Raw genomic sequence first — 19027 nt, 5'->3', positions numbered from 1 at the left:
CGCACTCCAGGGAGCCCCTTCATGGCCTCGTTGCCAACGACCCCTTCCGCCGACAGCCGGACCCGTGCGTCCGCGCTCCGAGAGGCACTCGCCACCCGTGTGGTGGTCGCCGACGGAGCCATGGGCACGATGCTCCAGGCCCAGGAACCGACGCTCGAGGACTTCCAGAACCTCGAGGGCTGCAACGAGATTCTCAACCTCACCCGCCCCGACATCGTCCGCTCCGTCCACGAGGCGTACTTCGCCGTGGGCGTCGACTGCGTCGAGACCAACACCTTCGGTGCCAACCACTCCGCGCTCGGCGAGTACGACATCCCCGACCGCGTCCACGAGCTGTCCGAGGCCGGCGCCCGCGTGGCCCGCGAGGTCGCCGACGAGTTCACCGCCGAGGACGGCCGGCCCCGCTGGGTCCTCGGCTCCATCGGCCCCGGCACCAAGCTGCCCACCCTCGGCCACGCCCCCTACACCACCCTGCGCGACGCCTACCAGCGCAACGCCGAGGGCCTGGTCGTCGGCGGCGCCGACGCGCTGCTCGTGGAGACCACCCAGGACCTGCTGCAGACCAAGGCCGCCGTCCTCGGCGCCCGCCGGGGCCTGGACGCCCTCGGCCTGGACGTGCCGGTGATCGTGTCGGTGACCGTCGAGACCACCGGCACCATGCTGCTCGGCTCCGAGATCGGCGCGGCCCTCACCGCGCTGGAGCCGCTCGGCATCGACATGATCGGCCTGAACTGCGCCACCGGCCCGGCCGAGATGAGCGAGCACCTGCGCTACCTCGCCCGCACCGCCCGGATCCCGCTGTCCTGCATGCCCAACGCGGGCCTGCCGGTCCTCGGCAAGGACGGCGCCCACTACCCGCTGACCGCGCCGGAGCTGGCCGACGCCCAGGAGACCTTCGTCCGCGAGTACGGCCTCTCGCTGGTCGGCGGCTGCTGCGGCACCACCCCGGAGCACCTGCGCCAGGTCGTCGAGCGCGTCCGGGGCCTCACCCCGCCCGAGCGGCAGCCGCGGCCCGAGCCCGGTGCCGCCTCCCTCTACCAGAGCGTGCCGTTCCGCCAGGACACCTCCTACCTGGCCATCGGCGAGCGCACCAACGCCAACGGCTCCAAGAAGTTCCGCGAGGCCATGCTGGGCGCCCGCTGGGACGACTGCGTGGAGATGGCGCGCGAGCAGATCCGCGAGGGCGCGCACATGCTCGACCTGTGCGTCGACTACGTCGGACGCGACGGCGTCGCCGACATGGAGGAGCTGGCCGGCCGCTTCGCCACCGCGTCCACCCTGCCGATCGTCCTCGACTCCACCGAGGTCGACGTCATCCAGGCGGGCCTGGAGAAGCTCGGCGGCCGCGCGGTCATCAACTCGGTCAACTACGAGGACGGCGACGGCCCCGACTCCCGCTTCGCCAAGGTCACCCGGCTGGCCCAGGAGCACGGCGCCGCGCTGATCGCGCTGACCATCGACGAGGAGGGCCAGGCCCGCACCCCCGAGAAGAAGGTGGAGATCGCCGAACGGCTGATCGACGACCTCAGCGGGAACTGGGGCATCCGCGAGGAGGACATCCTCGTCGACACCCTGACCTTCACCATCTGCACCGGTCAGGAGGAGTCCCGCAAGGACGGCATCGCCACCATCGAGGCGATCCGCGAGCTGAAGCGGCGGCACCCGGCGGTGCAGACCACGCTGGGCCTGTCGAACATCTCCTTCGGCCTCAACCCGGCCGCCCGCATCCTGCTGAACTCCGTCTTCCTGGACGAGTGCGTCAAGGCGGGCCTGGACTCGGCGATCGTGCACGCCTCCAAGATCCTGCCGATCGCCCGCTTCGACGAGGAGCAGGTCAACACCGCCCTCGACCTCATCTACGACCGCCGCAGCGAGGGCTACGACCCGCTGCAGAAGCTCATGGCCCTGTTCGAGGGCGCCACCGCCAAGTCCCTGAAGGCCGGCAAGGCCGAGGAGCTGGCCGCCCTCCCGCTGGAGGAGCGCCTCAAGCGCCGCATCATCGACGGCGAGCGCAACGGCCTGGAGGCCGACCTGGACGAGGCCCTCCAGGACCGGCCCGCCCTGGACATCGTCAACGACACCCTCCTGGACGGCATGAAGGTCGTCGGCGACCTCTTCGGCTCCGGCCAGATGCAGCTGCCGTTCGTCCTGCAGTCCGCCGAGGTCATGAAGACGGCCGTCGCCCACCTCGAACCGCACATGGAGAAGTCGGACGCCGAGGGCAAGGGCACCATCGTCCTCGCCACGGTGCGCGGCGACGTGCACGACATCGGCAAGAACCTCGTCGACATCATCCTGTCCAACAACGGCTACAACGTCGTCAACCTGGGCATCAAGCAGCCGGTCTCCGCGATCCTGGAAGCCGCCGAGGAGCACCGGGCCGACGTCATCGGCATGTCCGGCCTCCTGGTGAAGTCCACGGTGATCATGAAGGAGAACCTGGAGGAGCTGAACCAGCGCGGCCTCGCCGCCCGCTTCCCGGTCATCCTCGGCGGCGCCGCCCTCACCCGCGCCTATGTCGAGCAGGATCTGCACGAGATCTACGAGGGCGAGGTCCGCTACGCCCGCGACGCCTTCGAGGGCCTGCACCTGATGGACGCCCTGATCGGCGTCAAGCGGGGCGTGCCCGGCGCGCAGCTGCCCGAGCTGAGGCAGCGCCGGGTCCGCGCGACGGCCGCCGTCCAGGTCGAGGAACGGCCCGAGGAGGGGCACGTCCGCTCCGACGTCGCCACCGACAACCCGGTGCCGACCCCGCCGTTCTGGGACACCCGCGTCATCAAGGGCATCCAGCTCAAGGAGTACGCGAGCTGGCTGGACGAGGGCGCGCTGTTCAAGGGCCAGTGGGGGCTGAAGCAGGCCCGCACCGGGGACGGGCCGACGTACGAGGAGCTGGCGGAGACCGAGGGCAGGCCCCGCCTGCGCGGCCTGCTCGACCGGCTCCAGACGGAGAACCTGCTGGAGGCGGCCGTGGTCTACGGCTACTTCCCGTGCGTCTCCAAGGACGACGACCTGATCATCCTGGACGAGCAGGGCAACGAGCGCACCCGGTTCACGTTCCCGCGCCAGCGCCGCGGCCGCCGGCTGTGCCTCGCCGACTTCTTCCGCCCGGAGGAGTCCGGGGAGACGGACGTCGTAGGCCTCCAGGTGGTCACCGTCGGCTCCCGCATCGGCGAGGAGACGGCGAAGCTCTTCGAGTCGAACTCCTACCGCGACTACCTCGAACTGCACGGCCTGTCCGTGCAGTTGGCGGAGGCGCTGGCCGAGTACTGGCACGCCCGCGTCCGCTCCGAACTCGGCTTCGGCGGCGAGGACCCGGCCGACATCGAGGACATGTTCGCCCTGAAGTACCGGGGCGCCCGCTTCTCCCTCGGCTACGGCGCCTGCCCCGACCTGGAGGACCGCGCCAAGATCGCCGAACTGCTCCAGCCCGAGCGGATCGGCGTCCACCTGTCCGAGGAGTTCCAGCTCCACCCCGAGCAGTCCACCGACGCGATCGTGATCCACCACCCGGAGGCGAAGTACTTCAACGCCCGGTGAGGCGCGTCGCACAGCACACTGATCGGATAAGTCGTACACTGGTCGGTCCACCGCAGGCCGGTTCCCTGTCCGGGAACCGGCCTGGTCGTCCCTCAAGGAGGTGCGCCAGGATGACCAGTACGGTCCCCGCGCTCGGAACCCGTACGGCCGAAGGCTCAGCCCTGCAGGCCGTGCTCCTCGACATGGACGGCACCCTGGTGGACACCGAGGGCTTCTGGTGGGACGTGGAGGTCGAGGTCTTCGCCGCCCTGGGCCACGCCCTGGACGAGACCTGGCGCCACGTCGTGGTCGGCGGCCCCATGACCCGCAGCGCGGGGTTCCTGATCGAGGCCACCGGCGCCGACATCACCCTCGCCGAGCTGACCACGCTGCTCAACGACGGGTTCGAGGACCGCATCGGCCGCGCCCTGCCGCTGATGCCGGGCGCCGGGCGGCTGCTCGCCGAGCTGTACGAGCAGGAGATCCCGACCGCCCTGGTCTCCGCCTCCCACCGGCGCATCATCGACCGCGTGCTGGCCGCCCTCGGTCCCCAGCACTTCGCCCTGACCGTGGCCGGCGACGAGGTGTCGCGCACCAAGCCGTACCCGGACCCGTATCTGCTCGCCGCCGCCGGGCTCGGTGCCGATCCGGCCCGGTGCGCGGTGATCGAGGACACCGCGACCGGCGTCGAGTCCGCGGAGGCCGCGGGCTGCCGGGTGGTCGCCGTTCCCTCGGTGGCCCCCATCGCACCGACCGACGGGCGCACGGTCGTGAGCTCGCTGGAAGAGGTCGACCTGGCATTTCTGCGCAGCCTGATGACGGAAATGCGCTAGCCGTTCACCCAGCGTGCGAAGTCCATTGGACGCGTTGGACAAAATTCCGGGGAAGTACACCGGGGTGGAATTCGAAGCGGGCCGCCCGACCTAATTCCGGTAACCGCCAACCCAGTTGGAAGTGTGACGTTCCCCACGCATGACGGGCTCGACAACGTTGCCCACGTGTGCTGATCGCCCCGGTTCGGGGTCGTCGGGCGTGTCCTTGTGTCCCGATTGATGGGATGCTGCACCAAACCTGCCACTGTCGGGTTTTCGGTGCGTCCACACCCGGTTTCACTGCGTGATGGGGTCTCAACTCGCGCGGCTGTGAACCCTCCTGCGGGCGCGGTCTAATCTCGTCGCGAGAACATCGCCGCAACCCCCGTGATCCGCTGCAACCACCCTTGCATGTCGGGTACACGGATTCGAACAGCCCTGGAGAAAGTCCCGCATGAACCGCAAGACTTTGGTGCTGCCGGCAGTCGCCGGCCTGCTCACGCCGGTTCTCGCCGCGTGCGGCGGATCCGACAGCGGGAGCAAGAGCGGGAACGCCATCGTCGTCGGCACCACGGACCGGTTCACCGTCACGAGCGACGCGCCAGCGCCGATCGACCCGGCCTACGCCTACGACGTCGGCACCTGGAACATCCTGCGCCAGACGGTGCAGACCCTGATGACCCAGCCCAAGGGCGAGGGCGAACCGGTGCCGGAGGCGGCCGAGAGCTGCTCCTTCACCGACAGCGGCAACGAGCGCTACGCCTGCAAGCTGCGGGACGGCCTGACCTTCGCCAACGGCGACAAGGTCACGGCCCAGGACGTCAAGTACTCCATCGATCGTGCCCTGCGCATCAACGCCGACAGCGGTGTCGCCACCCTGCTGAACACCATCGACACGATCGAGACCCAGGGCGACCGCGAGGTCATCTTCCACCTCAAGACGGCCGACGCCACCTTCCCGTACAAGCTGTCCACCCCGGTCGCGGGCATCATCGACCCCAAGGACTACGACCGGCGCAAGCTGCGCGACGGCTTCGAGGTCGACGGCTCCGGCCCGTACACCTTCAAGGCCGACGTCAAGGACAACGCGATCGTCAGCGCCACCTTCACCAAGAACCCGTCCTACAAGGGCAGCGTGCAGGTGAACAACAGCGAGGTCGTGCTGCGCACCTACGACGACGCGGACGCCATGGGCGCCGCGATCGACAAGGGCGACATCGACGTCATGACCCGCGCCATGTCGCCGGCGCAGATCACCAAGCTGGACAGCGGCTCCGACGCGAACGTCGACCTGGTCGACATGCCGGGCCTGGAGATCCGCTACCTGGCCTTCAACACCAACGCGCCGACGGTGAAGAGCAAGGCCGTCCGCCAGGCCATGGCCCAGGTCATCAACCGCGGCGAACTCGTCTCCAAGGTCTACGGCACCCAGGCCCAGCCGCTCTACTCGCTGGTCCCGGCGAGCCTCACCGGCCACTCCAACTCGTTCTTCAACAAGTACGGCGACCCCAACGTCGGCAAGGCGAAGAACCTGCTCGCCAAGGCCGGCATCACCACCCCGGTGAAGCTGACGCTGCACTACACCACCGACCACTACGGCTCGGCCACCAAGCAGGAGTTCCACATCCTGCAGCAGCAGCTCAACGGCAGCGGTCTGTTCGACGTCACCATCCAGGGCCACCCCTGGGCGTCCTTCCGGCCCGCCGAGAAGAAGGGCCAGTACGACGTCTACGGCATGGGCTGGTTCCCCGACTTCCCGGACGCCGACAACTTCATCGCGCCCTTCCTCGACAAGGGCAACTTCCTGGGCTCGCCGTACTCCAACGGCACCGTCCAGCGCACGCTGATCCCGGAGTCCCGCCGCGAGGCCGACCGGCTCAACGCCACCAAGACCCTGACCGAAATTCAGGACATCGTCGCCGAGGACGTCCCCGTGCTGCCCCTGTGGCAGGGCAAGCAGTACGTCGCCGCACGGAACGACATCACGGGCGTCTCCTACGCCCTCAACTCCTCCTCGACGCTTCAGCTGTGGGAGCTCGGCCGCGGTGTGAGCGGCTGACGTTTCTCCTTGTCCGGGGCACGGAACGGGGGCCTCGGATCGACGAACCGACGACAAGGCACACAGTGAACATGCGCAACCAGTGGCCAGTTCTTCCCATCGTGGCGGGGCTGGCCTCCGGCCTGCTGACCGGCTGCGGCACGGAAGACGGTGCATCCGGGGGTACCGGCTCCTCCGTGGTGATGGGGATGTCCGACGACGTCCTCGCCACGGACCCGGCTTCCGGTTACGACCCCGGCTCCTGGCTGTTGTTCAACAACGTCTTCCAGTCGCTGCTCAGCTTCCCCAAGGGCGGCACGGAGCCCGAGCCGGAGGCGGCGAAGCAGTGCTCCTTCACCGACACCCGGGCGATGGTGTACAGGTGCGAGCTCAAGGACGGCCTGACGTTCAGCAACGGTGACGCCCTCACCTCCGAGGACGTGAAGTTCTCCTTCGACCGCATGCTGAAGATCAACGACTCCGCCGGCCCGGCGATCATGTTCCCGATGCTCGACAAGGTCGAGGCACCGAACGCGAAGACGGTCGTCTTCCGGCTCAAGGTCCCCGACGCCACCTTCCCGAGCAAGATCGCCTCCGGTGCCGGTTCCATCGTCGACCACCGGCAGTACGACGCGAACGGCCTGCGCACCGACGACAAGGCCGTCGGTTCCGGGCCCTACAAGCTGGACTCCTTCGACAAGGACGAGGCGGTCTTCTCCGTCAACTCGAACTACAAGGGCACCGCCGAGGTCAAGAACTCCGGCGTCACCCTGAAGTTCTTCCACGGCGACCGGGCCGGCCTGAAGAAGGCCCTCGAGAGCGGTGACGTCGACATCGCCTACCGTGGTCTGTCCGCGACCGACATCGCCGACCTCGACCAGCAGGACGGCAAGAAGGGCGTCGACGTCATCGAGGGCAGCAGCGCCGAGGTCCAGCACCTGGTCTTCAACATGAAGGACCCGGTCGCCGGCAAGCTCGGCGTCCGCAAGGCCATGGCCTACCTCCTCGACCGCGACGCCCTGGTCAGGAACGTCTACCGGGGCACCGCCACCCCGCTGTACTCGATCATCCCGGCGGGCATCGCGGGCCACAACACGGCGTTCTTCGACACCTACGGCGCCCGCCCCTCCAAGGAGAAGGCCGCCGCCGCGCTGCGCGCCGACGGCATCACCGGCAAGGTGAAGCTCACCCTGTGGTCCACGCCGTCCCGTTACGGCCCCGCCACCGACGAGGAGCTGCAGGCCATCGCCGGCCAGCTCAACGCGAGCGGACTGTTCCGGGCCGACGTCAAGTCCGTCGGCTTCGACCAGTACGAGAAGGACATCGCCCAGGGCAAGTACGGCGTGTACGTGAAGGGCTGGGTGCCCGACTACCCGGACGCCGACAACTTCACGGCGCCCTTCTTCGGCAAGGGCAACGTGCTGGGCAACAACTACAGCAACACCACCATCACCGGCTCCCTCATCCCCGGCACGGCCGCGCAGAGCGACCGCTCCGCGACCGACAAGGACTTCGGGAAGCTGCAGGACATCGTCGCCGACGAGCTGCCCGTGCTGCCGGTCTGGCAGGCCAAGCAGTACGCGCTCGCCCGCGACGGCGTCTACGGCCTGGAGTACTGCCTGGACGCCTCGACGGTGTTCCGGTTCTGGGAACTGAGCAAGAGCTGACGGCTCCGGTCCCGGCCGTGCGAAAGGGCGCCCTTCCCCACGGGGAGGGCGCCCTCGGCGTTTCGTGCCGCCTGCGCGCTACTGCGCTCCGGGCCGCACCAGGCCGCTCTCGTACGCGTACACCGCGGCCTGCACCCGGTCCCTGAGGCCGAGCTTGGTCAGGACGTGCCCGACGTGCGTCTTGACCGTGGTCTCGCTGACGAACAGGTCGGCGGCGATCTCGGCGTTGGACAGCCCGCGCGCCACCAGCTTCAGCACCTCCACCTCGCGGTCGGTGAGGGTGTGCAGGGTGTCCGGCACGGGCTCCTCGCCGGAGGGAAGATGCGTGGCGTACTTGTCCAGCAGACGGCGGGTGATGCTCGGCGCCAGCATGGCCTCGCCGGCCGCCACGACCCGGATCGCCTGCACCAGCTCGTTGGCGGGCGCGTCCTTGAGCAGGAAGCCGCTCGCCCCGGCCCGCAGCGCCTCCACCACGTACTCGTCGAGGTCGAACGTGGTCAGTACGAGCACCTTCGCCGGGCCGTCCCGACCCGGCCCGGAGATCTGCCGGGTCGCCTCCACCCCGTCCATCCGCGGCATCCGGATGTCCATGAGCACGACATCGGGCTGCAGGGCGCGCACCTGGTCGAGGGCCTGCAGACCGTCACCGGCCTCGCCCACGACCGCGATGTCCTGCTCGGCCTCCAGGATCATGCGGAAACCGGTACGCAGCAGGGGCTGGTCGTCGACCAGTAGGACGCGGATGGCCACGTGACACTCCTTCGCTAGTCCCGGCCCATTCTGCCCTGCTGCCCGGCCTCCGACTCGGGCGCCCTCACGGGCAGCGGATAGGGCGGGGGAGTGCCGCCGAACTCCGGGCAGTGCGCCTGGTGGTCGCACCAGCCGCACAGCTTGGTCGGCCGGGGCCGCCACTCGCCGGTGTCGGTGGCCCGCCTGATGGCCTCCCACAGGGCGAGCAGCTTGCGCTCCACGCGCTCCAGGTCGGCGAGGACGGGGTCGTACGTCAGCACGTCGCCGCTGCCGAGATAGACCAGCTGGAGCCGGCGCGGGACCACCTGCTTCAGCCGCCACACGACGAGGGCGTAGAACTTCATCTGGAACAGCGCGCTCTCGGCGTACTCCGGCCGCGGTGCCTTGCCCGTCTTGTAGTCGACGATCCGCACCTCGCCCGTGGGCGCCACGTCCACCCGGTCGATGATCCCGCGCAGCCGCAGCCCCGACTCCAGCTCGGCCTCCACGAACAGCTCCCGCTCGGCCGGCTCCAGCCGGGACGGGTCCTCCAGCGTGAACCAGCGCTCCACGAGCTGTTCGGCCTCGCCGAGCCAGCGGGCCAGCCGCTCGCCCTCGGGGTCGTCGGCGAACAGCTCGCCGACCTCGGGCCTGCTCTCCCGCAGCCGGTCCCACTGGCCCGGGATCAGCGCCTTGGCCCGGGGCGCGGTCCGCTCCCCGGCGGGCGCGTCGAACAACCGCTCCAGCACGGCGTGCACCAGCGTGCCCCGGGTCGCCGCCTCGCTCGGCTTCTCCGGCAACCGGTCGATCACCCGGAACCGGTACAGCAGCGGACACTGCATGAAGTCACCGGCACGCGACGGGGACAACGACGTGGGCGCCATGGCGGCGCGCTCACCCACCGAACCGGTGGCGTCACCGCTGACGCCGGCTGTCCCTGTGTCCTCGACCGCGCCGGGCCGTGCCCCCGCGTCCTCGATGCTGCTGTCCATGACCCCAGACCATACGGCCCGGCACTGACAGTGACCCAGCCGCGGGCCGCGTCGAGCGCGCGACGGCGGGGCAAACACAGGGGGTGCCGGGGCGGAACGTGTCACCACGGCCGCATACCATCGACCCAGACCCTTCCGCCCGGTTGGCGCGGAAGACGCTTCGAACGAGGGGACAGCGTGGACGTGAGCGGCGGGAGCGGGCAGCCGCGGTCCGGCAACGACGAGCCGGCCGAGCACCCCGCAGGTCCTACGGCCCCGACGACCGGAACCACCGACCACTCCGGGCCGGAGCCCCACGACGCCCCGACGCCCCCGCCTCCAGCGGACCGGGACCCCCACCGGGACCCCGACACTGGCGAAGACACCCCGACCGAGCCCCCGCGCCCGACGACCGGCGAGGACGCCGGAGACACCGGGGCCGGTGAAGAGGCGCCCGCCGCGGGCACCCGTACCGGGTCCGGCGAGCACAGGACCCTCGCCCACTCCGGGATCGCCAAGGGGGAGCCGCCCCAGCCGCCGGCCAAGGAACCCGGTGGCGGCCTGCTCATGGGCCGGCCCTTCGGCGTGCCGGTGTACGTCGCGCCGAGCTGGTTCCTGGTCGCCGCGCTGATCACCTGGGTCTTCGGCGGCCAGCTGGACCGTGTGCTGCCCGAACTGGGCGCCGCCCGCTACCTGGTGTCCCTGTTCTTCGCCGTCGCCTTCTACGCCTCCGTGCTGGTCCACGAGCTGGCCCACACGGTCGCCGCGATCCGCTTCAAGCTCCCGGTCCGCCGCATCCAGCTCCAGTTCTTCGGCGGTGTATCCGAGATCGAGAAGGAGGCCGAGACCCCGGGCCGGGAGTTCGTCCTGGCCTTCGTCGGGCCGCTGCTCTCGCTCGTCCTCGCCGGGATCTTCTACCTGGCCATGAAACCGGTGGAGCCCGACACCGTCCCGGGCGTCCTGCTGGCCGGCCTGATGATCTCCAACCTCATCGTCGCCGCCTTCAACCTGCTGCCCGGCCTGCCCCTGGACGGCGGCCGCATGCTCCGCGCCGTCGTCTGGAAGATCACCGGCAAGCCCATGAGCGGCACCGTCGCCGCCGCCTGGGTCGGCCGCGCCCTCGCCATCTCGGTCCTGGTCGGTCTCCCGCTGCTCAACCAGTCCGGCGCCCTCGGCGGCGGCAGCGAGGAGATCAGCGGCATGGACACCGTCACCGACGCCCTGCTCGCCGCCATCCTCGCCGCGATCATCTGGACCGGCGCCGGCAACAGCCTGCGCATGGCCCGGCTGCGCGAGCACCTCCCCGAGCTGCGGGCCCGCACCCTGACCCGGCGGGCCGTACCGGTGGAGACCGACACCCCGCTCTCCGAGGCCCTGCGGCGCGCCAACGCCGCCGGCGCCCGCGCCCTGGTCGTCGTCGACGCCGAGGGCCACCCCCTCTCCCTCGTCCGTGAGGCCGCCATCGTCGGCGTACCCGAGCACCGCCGCCCCTGGGTCGCCGTCAGCGGCCTCGCCCAGGAGCTGAGCGACGGCATGCGGGTCTCCGCCGAGCTGTCGGGGGAGGAGCTGCTGGACGTCCTGCGGGCCACCCCGGCGACCGAGTACCTGGTGGTCGAGGAGACCGGCGAGATCTACGGCGTCCTGTCGGCAGCGGACGTCGAACGCGCCTTCGTGAAGGCCATGGCGAGGCCGTCCTAGTGGTCGGCGGCCCCCTCAGGTGCCGGTAGGCTGGTCACATGTCCGAACCGACCGGTGCCGCCCGCAGGCGCGGGCCCTTCAAGGTCGGGGACCAGGTTCAGCTGACCGACCCCAAGGGCCGCCACTACACGTTCACGCTCGAAGCCGGGAAGAACTTCCACACCCACAAGGGCTCCTTCCCGCACGACGAACTGATCGGTGCTCCCGAGGGCAGCGTTGTCCGCACCACCGGCAACGTGGCCTACCTCGCGCTGCGCCCCCTGCTCCCCGACTACGTCCTGTCCATGCCCCGCGGGGCAGCCGTCGTCTACCCCAAGGACGCGGGGCAGATCCTCGCCTTCGCCGACATCTTCCCCGGCGCCCGCGTCGTGGAGGCCGGTGTCGGCTCCGGCTCGCTCAGCAGCTTCCTGCTGCGCGCCATCGGCGACCAGGGCATGCTGCACTCCTACGAGCGCCGCGAGGACTTCGCCGAGATCGCCCAGCAGAACGTGGAGCGCTACTTCGGCGGCCCGCACCCCGCCTGGCAGCTCACCGTCGGCGACCTGCAGGACAACCTGTCCGACGCCGACGTGGACCGCGTCATCCTCGACATGCTCGCCCCCTGGGAGTGCCTGGAGGCCGTCTCCAAGGCGCTCGTGCCCGGCGGCATCCTGTGCTGCTACGTGGCCACCACCACCCAGCTCGCCCGGACCGTCGAGTCCATCCGGGAGATCGGCTGTTTCAACGAGCCGACCGCCTGGGAGACCATGATCCGCAACTGGCACATCGAGGGCCTGGCCGTCCGCCCGGACCACCGGATGATCGGCCACACCGGCTTCCTGCTCACCGCCCGCCGCCTCGCGGACGGCGTCGAGCCGCCCATGCGCCGCCGCCGCCCCGCCAAGGGCGCCTACGGCGAGGACTACGCCGGCCCCAACGCCGACGGCGGCTCCGGCCGCTGACCCGCTCCCACCGAGCACAACGCAAGGGCGCCGTGCCCGAGTTCCCGGCCGATCCGGGGAACTCGGACACGGCGCTCGTCCGTTGACACGGCACCAGGACGGGTACGGCCCCACGCGCGTGTGTGCACTTCGTCGGCGGAAATCCCGTACCGACCCCGCCGTTCCCCCGCACTGTGACGTGTGGCACCATGCAGGCCACCCCCCCCCACCGGCACAGCCCTCACAGGAGACACTCCTAGTGCAGCAATCCGCCGTTCCGGAGCTCGCCCACACGCACGCCGGGCCCATCCACTGGGTCGCCACGGCCACTGCGGTCGCCGGCGTGATCGCCCTGTCCTCCGTCGTGCAGCCCGGTTCGGCCACGGCCGCCCAGCCGGCCCCCGGCACCGAGGCCAGGTCCGCCCCCGCCGCCGTCGCACCGCCCAGTACGACGGGCGTGGACTTCCCCCTCGACTGCGGACCGGTGAAGGAGCTGGTGGTGAAGCAGGCCGCCGGTGACCTGGACGGCGACGGCAGACCGGAAACCGTCGCGGTCGTGCACTGCGACGCCCCCATGGGCACCCCGCCCGACGGCGTCTACGTCCTCACCCGGGGCGCGGACGGCGGCAAGGCCCGCGTGGTCGCCACGCTCGTCGACCCCAAGGACCGCTTCACCGTCACCGACTTCGCCCTGCGCGCGGGTGCCGTCAGCGCCACCCTGCTCGGCTACTCCTCGTCCGACGTGCCCAGTTGCTGCCCCGACGTGAAAACCCCGGCCAAGTGGCGGTGGAACGGCACCGCGTTCCTCCGCTCCACCCCGGCCGGGGCTCACAGCGTCTGACCCAGGGCCTGTCCGAGGCCCGACTCACTCCGCGTCGGGCCCGTACACCTCGACCTTGTCCGAAACCCGGCGTACGTGGATGCACTCGCCGGGGCACTCCTTCGCCGAGTCCACGACGTCCGTGAGCAGCGGCAGCGGCACCGGGGTCGTGGCCCCCTGGTGCACGAGCAGCTCGTCGTCCGCGCCCTTCACATAGGCCAGCCCGTCGATGTCCAGCTCGAACACCTCGGGGGCGTACTGGGCGCAGATCCCGTCGCCGGTACACAGGTCCTGGTCGATCCAGACCTCCAGCGCCTCGCCGCCCGGGGCCTCCTGCTGCACGGTCATCTCTCCTGCCGTCGGTTCGCCGGGCGGTGCCCTGGGCGCGAAGGCCAGCCGGGTCCGCTCCAGCGGCTGTTGAACACCTCGACCCTACCTCCGCCCGCTTTGCGCCGGTGTTCGACGGGGGCCGGGGTTTCCTCCCAGGACCCCTCGGGTACGACCGCCCGACCGGGGAAGGGAGCCCCGGTGGACCGGGGGAGCACTTCAGGCCACCCCGATGGTTACGCCGACCGTTCGCGCCATCGCTCTGCGTGATGATCGCAGGAGCGTTCACAGGCCTGCCCGCGTACCGGCCGACCGGCCCGGAAGAGACAACTCCAGCCAGTCCTGAAGGGTCTTGACCGTCCCCGACAAGGAACAACCCGCTTCTGAATCACGTTGAGTGGGTATTCCCTCCCTGCGAGAGGGAGCGCACCGGGTGACCGACGACACACCTTGACAGTCTTTGTGATCTAGGGGTTTCAATCGTCACCCACCCAGGTAGGGTCTGGAAGCGTCCAGCTCCCCTTGGAGGAGGTGAGGACCGTGGCAGCCCACGACGACGACATGAACCGCGGCATCCGCCCGGGACGAGGGTCCGACGACCCGGCCGGGCAGATCGCCTACCTTGAGCAGGAGATCGCCGTCCTGCGACGCAAGCTCGCCGACTCTCCGCGGCACACGAGGATTCTCGAAGAGCGGATCGTCGAGCTGCAGACCAACCTGGCCGGCGTCTCCGCGCAGAACGAGCGGCTGGCCAACACGCTCCGCGAGGCCCGCGACCAGATCGTGGCCCTCAAGGAGGAGGTCGACCGGCTCGCCCAGCCGCCGGCCGGCTTCGGCGTCTTCCTGCAGGCCATCGAGGACGGCACGGCCGACATCTTCACCGGCGGCCGCAAGCTGCGGGTGAATGTCAGCCCGAGCGTCGAGCTCGACGACCTCAGGCGCGGCCAGGAGGTCATGCTCAACGAGGCGCTCAACGTGGTCGAGGCCATGGAGTACGAGCGCGTCGGCGACATCGTCACCCTCAAGGAGATCCTCGAGGACGGCGAGCGCGCCCTCGTGCTGGGGCACACCGACGAGGAGCGGGTGGTGCGGCTCGCGGAGCCGCTGCTGGACGTCACCATCCGCCCCGGCGACGCCCTGCTGCTCGAGCCCCGCTCCGGCTACGTCTACGAGGTCGTGCCCAAGAGCGAGGTCGAGGAGCTCGTCCTCGAAGAGGTCCCCGACATCGGCTACGAGCAGATCGGTGGCCTGGGCAACCAGATCGAGGCGATCCGCGACGCGGTCGAGCTGCCGTACCTCTACCCGGACCTGTTCAAGGAGCACGAGCTGCGGCCGCCGAAGGGCGTCCTGCTCTACGGGCCTCCCGGCTGCGGCAAGACGCTGATCGCCAAGGCCGTGGCCAACTCTCTGGCCAAGAAGGTCGCCGAGGTGACCGGCCAGGCCGCCGGCAAGAGCTTCTTCCTCAACATCAAGGGCCCCGAGCTGCTCAACAAGTACGTCGGCGAGACCGAGCGGCAGATCCGCCTGGTCTTCCAGCGTGCGCGTGAGAAGGCCAGCGAGGGCACCCCCGTGATCGTCTTCTTCGACGAGATGGAGTCCCTCTTCCGCACCCGCGGCTCCGGTGTCAGCTCGGACGTGGAGAACACCATCGTCCCGCAGCTGCTCGCCGAGATCGACGGTGTGGAGGGCCTGCAGAACGTGGTCGTGATCGGCGCCTCCAACCGTGAGGACATGATCGACCCCGCCATCCTGCGCCCCGGCCGGCTCGACGTGAAGATCAAGATCGAGCGTCCGGACGCCGAGGCGGCGAAGGACATCTTCGGCAAGTACCTCACCGAGCGGCTCCCGCTGCACGCCGACGACCTCGGCGAGCACGGCGGCAGCAAGGAGACGACCGTCCAGAGCATGATCCAGACGGCGGTCGAGCACATGTACGCCGAATCCGAGGAGAACCGCTTCCTGGAGGTCACCTACGCCAATGGCGACAAGGAAGTCCTCTACTTCAAGGACTTCAATTCCGGCGCCATGATCGAGAACATTGTGGGCCGCGCCAAGAAGATGGCGATCAAGGACTTCCTGGAGAAGAACCAGAAGGGTCTCCGCGTCTCCCACCTCCTCCAGGCCTGTGTGGACGAGTTCAAGGAGAACGAGGACCTGCCCAACACCACCAACCCGGACGACTGGGCCCGGATCTCCGGAAAGAAGGGCGAGCGGATCGTGTACATCCGTACGCTCATCACCGGAAAGCAGGGCGCGGACACCGGCCGATCGATCGACACGGTGGCGAATACCGGTCAGTACCTGTAAAGGCAGGGCGGCTGCGGGTGCCCTCGGCGGGTGCCCGCAGCCGACTGTTTTTCTGGCCACGACCGGAGCAGGCAATGACGCAAATGATCTCCCCACCAGCGCAAAGGCGTTCTAGGCTCTTTCCTACCGCCGAGTCGCGCAGTGCGGGGACGGGCACCGCACACGCACCGGAGCTCCAGCGGTACTTGAGCGGCGCCCACGACCGAGGGTGCCGCCGGGCAAGGAGGGCCGCATGACCGTACGGCGAGTAATGGGCATCGAGACGGAGTACGGGATCTCCGTCCCCGGCCACCCGAACGCCAATGCCATGCTCACCTCGTCCCAGATCGTCAACGCCTACGCGGCGGCGATGCACCGGGCTCGCCGGGCCCGCTGGGACTTCGAGGAGGAGAACCCGCTGCGGGACGCGCGAGGCTTCGACCTGGCCCGGGAGGCCGCCGACGCCAGCCAGCTCACCGACGAGGACATCGGCCTCGCCAACGTGATCCTCACCAATGGCGCGCGCCTGTACGTGGACCATGCCCACCCCGAGTACAGCGCCCCCGAGGTGACCAATCCACGCGACGCCGTCCTCTGGGACAAGGCCGGCGAGCGGATCATGGCCGAGGCCGCGGAGCGGGCCGCCCAGCTGCCCGGCGCCCAGCCGATCCACCTCTACAAGAACAACACCGACAACAAGGGCGCCTCCTACGGCACGCACGAGAACTACCTGATGAAGCGGGAGACCCCCTTCTCGGACATCGTGCGTCACCTCACGCCCTTCTTCGTCTCCCGTCAGGTCTTCGCCGGAGCGGGCCGCGTGGGCATCGGTCAGGACGGGCACGAGCACGGCTTCCAGCTCAGTCAGCGTGCGGACTACTTCGAGGTCGAGGTGGGTCTGGAGACCACCCTCAAGCGCCCGATCATCAACACCCGGGACGAGCCCCACGCGGACGCGGAGAAGTACCGCCGCCTGCATGTGATCATCGGCGACGCCAACCTGTCCGAGATCTCCACCTACCTCAAGCTGGGCACGACCGCCCTGGTCCTGTCCATGATCGAGGACGGCTTCATCGCGGTCGACCTCGCGGTGGACCAGCCCGTGCGCACGCTCCACCAGGTCTCGCACGACCCGTCCCTCAAGCGTGTCGTCACCCTCCGCAGCGGCCGGACACTCACCGCGGTCCAGTTGCAGATGGAGTACTTCGAGCTGTCGCGCAAGTACGTGGAGGAGCGCTTCGGGGCGGACGCCGACGAGCAGACCAAGGACGTGCTCTCCCGCTGGGAGGACACGCTCAACCGGCTGGAGAACGACCCGATGAGCCTGGCCGGCGAGCTGGACTGGGTCGCCAAGCGGGAGCTGATGGAGGGCTACCGCCGTCGTGACGGCCTCGACTGGGACGCCGCCCGGCTGCACCTGGTCGACCTGCAGTACGCCGACGTACGCGCCGAGAAGGGCCTCTACAACCGTCTGGTGGCCCGCGGGCGCATGAAGCGGCTGTTGGACGAGTCCGAGGTCGACAGGGCCCGTACCAAGCCGCCGGAGGACACGCGCGCGTACTTCCGCGGCCGCTGCCTGGAGCAGTACGCGGACGACGTGGCCGCGGCCTCCTGGGACTCGGTCATCTTCGACCTGCCCGGCCGGGACTCCCTCCAGCGCGTTCCAACCCTCGAACCGCTTCGCGGAACGCGAAATCACGTCAAGGAGCTGCTGGACCGCTGCCGCACGGCGGAAGACCTGGTCAAGGTCCTGTCAGGCAGCTGATCGCGACCAGCCGGTACACGTACCGGCCCGGGCGGACAGGGTGGAAATCCCGCCGCCAGGGAATCATCGAGGTGGTCCCCGCATGTTGTCGAAACTGCGGGGCCGATGTCGGACCCGGCTTGTAGGGTCTGATCATCACCGATCGGCAGGAATGCCGACCCGTCGACCATGTCGGGCGAACTGAGCGGGGTGAGGGTTATGGCAACCAAGGACACCGGCGGCGGCCAGCAGAAGGCCACGCGCTCCACCGAGGAGGTCGAGGAGCAGGCGCAGGACGCGCAGGCTCAGGGCGACCTCAAGGAGCGGCACGAGAAGCTGTCCGACGACGTGGACTCCGTCCTGGACGAGATCGACGACGTCCTGGAGGAGAACGCAGAGGACTTCGTGCGTTCCTTCGTGCAAAAGGGCGGTCAGTAGACCGACCTTGCCTTCGAATCCAAGGTTCGAGGGTGGGGGCGTCGTGAGTGGCCGATGAGTGGACGACGAAGCGCTGCTCGCGGCCGGAGGAGTCCGGGCCGCGGGCAGTCTTCGTTCTGGGTATCGGCTCCGGCCGAGCATGTGGATCACCGTCACGAGCCGGGTAAGGTCCGTGACATACCGCTTACTTGGAAGGAAACTTGTGGAAGCCAATACTCGTGGCACCGGGCGTCTACCAGCTGCCTTCCTGACGCCGGGCTCTTCTTCGTTCATGGACTTCCTCGCCGAGCACCAGCCTGAGCTGCTGCCCGGCAAGCGGCAGCTGCCCACCCAGGGGGTGATCGAGGCGCCGCACGGAACGACCATCGTGGCCGTCACGTTCCCCGGCGGTGTGGTGCTGGCCGGTGACCGCCGCGCCACCATGGGCAACGTCATCGCCCAGCGGGACATCGAGAAGGTCTTCCCGGCGGACGAGTACTCGGCCGTCGGTATCGCCGGCACCGCCGGTCTCGCCGTCGAGATGGTCAAGCTCTTCCAGCTCGAGCTGGAGCACTTCGAGAAGGTCGAGGGCGCCCAGCTGTCGCTGGAGGGCAAGGCGAACCGGCTGTCGACCATGATCCGTTCCAACCTCGGCATGGCCATGCAGGGCCTGGCCGTGGTGCCCCTGTTCGCCGGGTTCGACCTGGACCGGGAGAGGGGGCGCATCTTCTCCTACGACGTCACGGGCGGTCGCTCCGAGGAGCACAACTTCGCCGCGACGGGCTCCGGCTCGGTCTTCGCCCGGGGTGCCATGAAGAAGCTGTTCCGTGACGACCTGACCGAGGAACAGGCCACGACCCTGGTGGTCCAGGCCCTGTACGACGCGGCAGACGACGACTCGGCGACCGGTGGTCCCGATGTCGCCCGCCGGATCTACCCGATCATCACCGTGATCACCGAGGACGGCTTCCGCCGACTCTCAGATGACGAGTCCTCCGGGCTCTCCCGCGCGGTGCTCCAGCGTCGCCTGGAGGAGCCGGACGGTCCCAAGGCCGCCCTGCTATGAGCGCGGGCCCGGTTCT

14 protein-coding genes are annotated in these 19027 nt (G+C 69.5%); 11 read left to right on the top strand and 3 right to left on the bottom strand.

Annotated elements, in window-relative coordinates; genetic code table 11:
- Positions 1-21: 21 nt before the first annotated feature.
- The 4 genes from metH (at position 22) to ACIF83_RS32870 (ending at position 8033) form a co-directional block, all read left to right on the top strand.
- Positions 22-3537, top strand: a complete 3516-nt coding sequence (gene metH / locus ACIF83_RS32885; protein WP_398139569.1) for a methionine synthase — start codon at positions 22-24, stop codon at positions 3535-3537.
- Between the two features lie 110 nt (positions 3538-3647).
- Entirely contained in the window at positions 3648-4349 is a 702-nt protein-coding gene (locus ACIF83_RS32880) for an HAD family hydrolase (RefSeq protein WP_393476176.1), read from the top strand.
- Positions 4350-4782: 433 nt separating this feature from the next.
- On the top strand, positions 4783-6387 hold the full coding sequence (locus ACIF83_RS32875; protein WP_393476173.1) for an ABC transporter substrate-binding protein: 1605 nt from the start codon (positions 4783-4785) through the stop codon (positions 6385-6387).
- 65 nt (positions 6388-6452) lie between these two features.
- Complete coding sequence (locus ACIF83_RS32870) at positions 6453-8033, top strand: ABC transporter substrate-binding protein (protein ID WP_393476170.1); 1581 nt, start codon at positions 6453-6455, stop codon at positions 8031-8033.
- Between the two features lie 78 nt (positions 8034-8111).
- Here ACIF83_RS32870 and ACIF83_RS32865 read toward each other — a convergent pair whose 3' ends face one another.
- On the bottom strand, positions 8112-8783 hold the full coding sequence (locus ACIF83_RS32865) for a response regulator transcription factor (RefSeq protein WP_094216819.1): 672 nt from the start codon (positions 8781-8783) through the stop codon (positions 8112-8114).
- A 14-nt stretch (positions 8784-8797) separates the two neighbouring features.
- Positions 8798-9754, bottom strand: a complete 957-nt coding sequence (locus ACIF83_RS32860; RefSeq protein ID WP_398139567.1) for a RecB family exonuclease — start codon at positions 9752-9754, stop codon at positions 8798-8800.
- Positions 9755-9931: 177 nt separating this feature from the next.
- Between ACIF83_RS32860 and ACIF83_RS32855 the strand changes: the two genes are divergently transcribed.
- The 3 genes from ACIF83_RS32855 to ACIF83_RS32845 all read left to right on the top strand — a co-directional run bounded on the left by ACIF83_RS32855 (position 9932) and on the right by ACIF83_RS32845 (position 13192).
- Positions 9932-11431 carry a site-2 protease family protein gene (locus ACIF83_RS32855; protein ID WP_399732384.1) on the top strand — a complete coding sequence of 500 codons (1500 nt, stop codon included), beginning with the start codon at positions 9932-9934 and terminating at the stop codon, positions 11429-11431.
- A gap of 38 nt (positions 11432-11469) precedes the next feature.
- Positions 11470-12372 (top strand): tRNA (adenine-N1)-methyltransferase, encoded by a 903-nt coding sequence (locus tag ACIF83_RS32850; protein ID WP_393476160.1) that lies wholly within the window; start codon positions 11470-11472, stop codon positions 12370-12372.
- A 238-nt stretch (positions 12373-12610) separates the two neighbouring features.
- Complete coding sequence (locus ACIF83_RS32845; protein ID WP_393476157.1) at positions 12611-13192, top strand: hypothetical protein; 582 nt, start codon at positions 12611-12613, stop codon at positions 13190-13192.
- A 24-nt stretch (positions 13193-13216) separates the two neighbouring features.
- Here ACIF83_RS32845 and ACIF83_RS32840 read toward each other — a convergent pair whose 3' ends face one another.
- Positions 13217-13519 carry a ferredoxin gene (locus tag ACIF83_RS32840; RefSeq protein WP_393476154.1) on the bottom strand — a complete coding sequence of 101 codons (303 nt, stop codon included), beginning with the start codon at positions 13517-13519 and terminating at the stop codon, positions 13217-13219.
- A 519-nt stretch (positions 13520-14038) separates the two neighbouring features.
- Between ACIF83_RS32840 and arc the strand changes: the two genes are divergently transcribed.
- From arc to prcB, 4 genes are all read left to right on the top strand, one after another.
- Complete coding sequence (arc, locus tag ACIF83_RS32835) at positions 14039-15805, top strand: proteasome ATPase (protein ID WP_393476151.1); 1767 nt, start codon at positions 14039-14041, stop codon at positions 15803-15805.
- 232 nt (positions 15806-16037) lie between these two features.
- Positions 16038-17549, top strand: a complete 1512-nt coding sequence (gene dop, locus ACIF83_RS32830) for a depupylase/deamidase Dop (protein ID WP_393476148.1) — start codon at positions 16038-16040, stop codon at positions 17547-17549.
- Positions 17550-17747: 198 nt separating this feature from the next.
- The gene (locus ACIF83_RS32825) at positions 17748-17966 is read left to right on the top strand and encodes a ubiquitin-like protein Pup (RefSeq protein WP_030744708.1); all 219 of its coding nucleotides are present in this window, start codon (positions 17748-17750) and stop codon (positions 17964-17966) included.
- A 202-nt stretch (positions 17967-18168) separates the two neighbouring features.
- Positions 18169-19011, top strand: coding sequence for a proteasome subunit beta (gene prcB / locus ACIF83_RS32820; protein WP_399732378.1), 843 nt, complete (start codon positions 18169-18171; stop codon positions 19009-19011).
- Positions 19012-19027: the final 16 nt, after the last annotated feature.

The sequence above is a fragment of the Streptomyces sp. NPDC085866 genome (assembly GCF_044541035.1).
In the GTDB taxonomy this organism is placed as follows: Bacteria; Actinomycetota; Actinomycetes; order Streptomycetales; family Streptomycetaceae; genus Streptomyces.
This window is presented reverse-complemented; position numbering and strand designations above follow the sequence as displayed.

Bases quoted from the DNA above. Each gene is read 5' to 3' on its own strand.
- metH (WP_398139569.1), top strand. From the start codon at position 22: ATGGCCTCGTTGCCAACGACCCCTTCCGCCGACAGCCGGACCCGTGCG.
- ACIF83_RS32880 (WP_393476176.1), top strand. From the start codon at position 3,648: ATGACCAGTACGGTCCCCGCGCTCGGAACCCGTACGGCCGAAGGCTCA.
- ACIF83_RS32875 (WP_393476173.1), top strand. From the start codon at position 4,783: ATGAACCGCAAGACTTTGGTGCTGCCGGCAGTCGCCGGCCTGCTCACG.
- ACIF83_RS32860 (WP_398139567.1), bottom strand. From the start codon at position 9,754: ATGGACAGCAGCATCGAGGACGCGGGGGCACGGCCCGGCGCGGTCGAG.
- ACIF83_RS32850 (WP_393476160.1), top strand. From the start codon at position 11,470: ATGTCCGAACCGACCGGTGCCGCCCGCAGGCGCGGGCCCTTCAAGGTC.
- ACIF83_RS32840 (WP_393476154.1), bottom strand. From the start codon at position 13,519: ATGACCGTGCAGCAGGAGGCCCCGGGCGGCGAGGCGCTGGAGGTCTGG.
- dop (WP_393476148.1), top strand. From the start codon at position 16,038: ATGACCGTACGGCGAGTAATGGGCATCGAGACGGAGTACGGGATCTCC.
- ACIF83_RS32825 (WP_030744708.1), top strand. From the start codon at position 17,748: ATGGCAACCAAGGACACCGGCGGCGGCCAGCAGAAGGCCACGCGCTCC.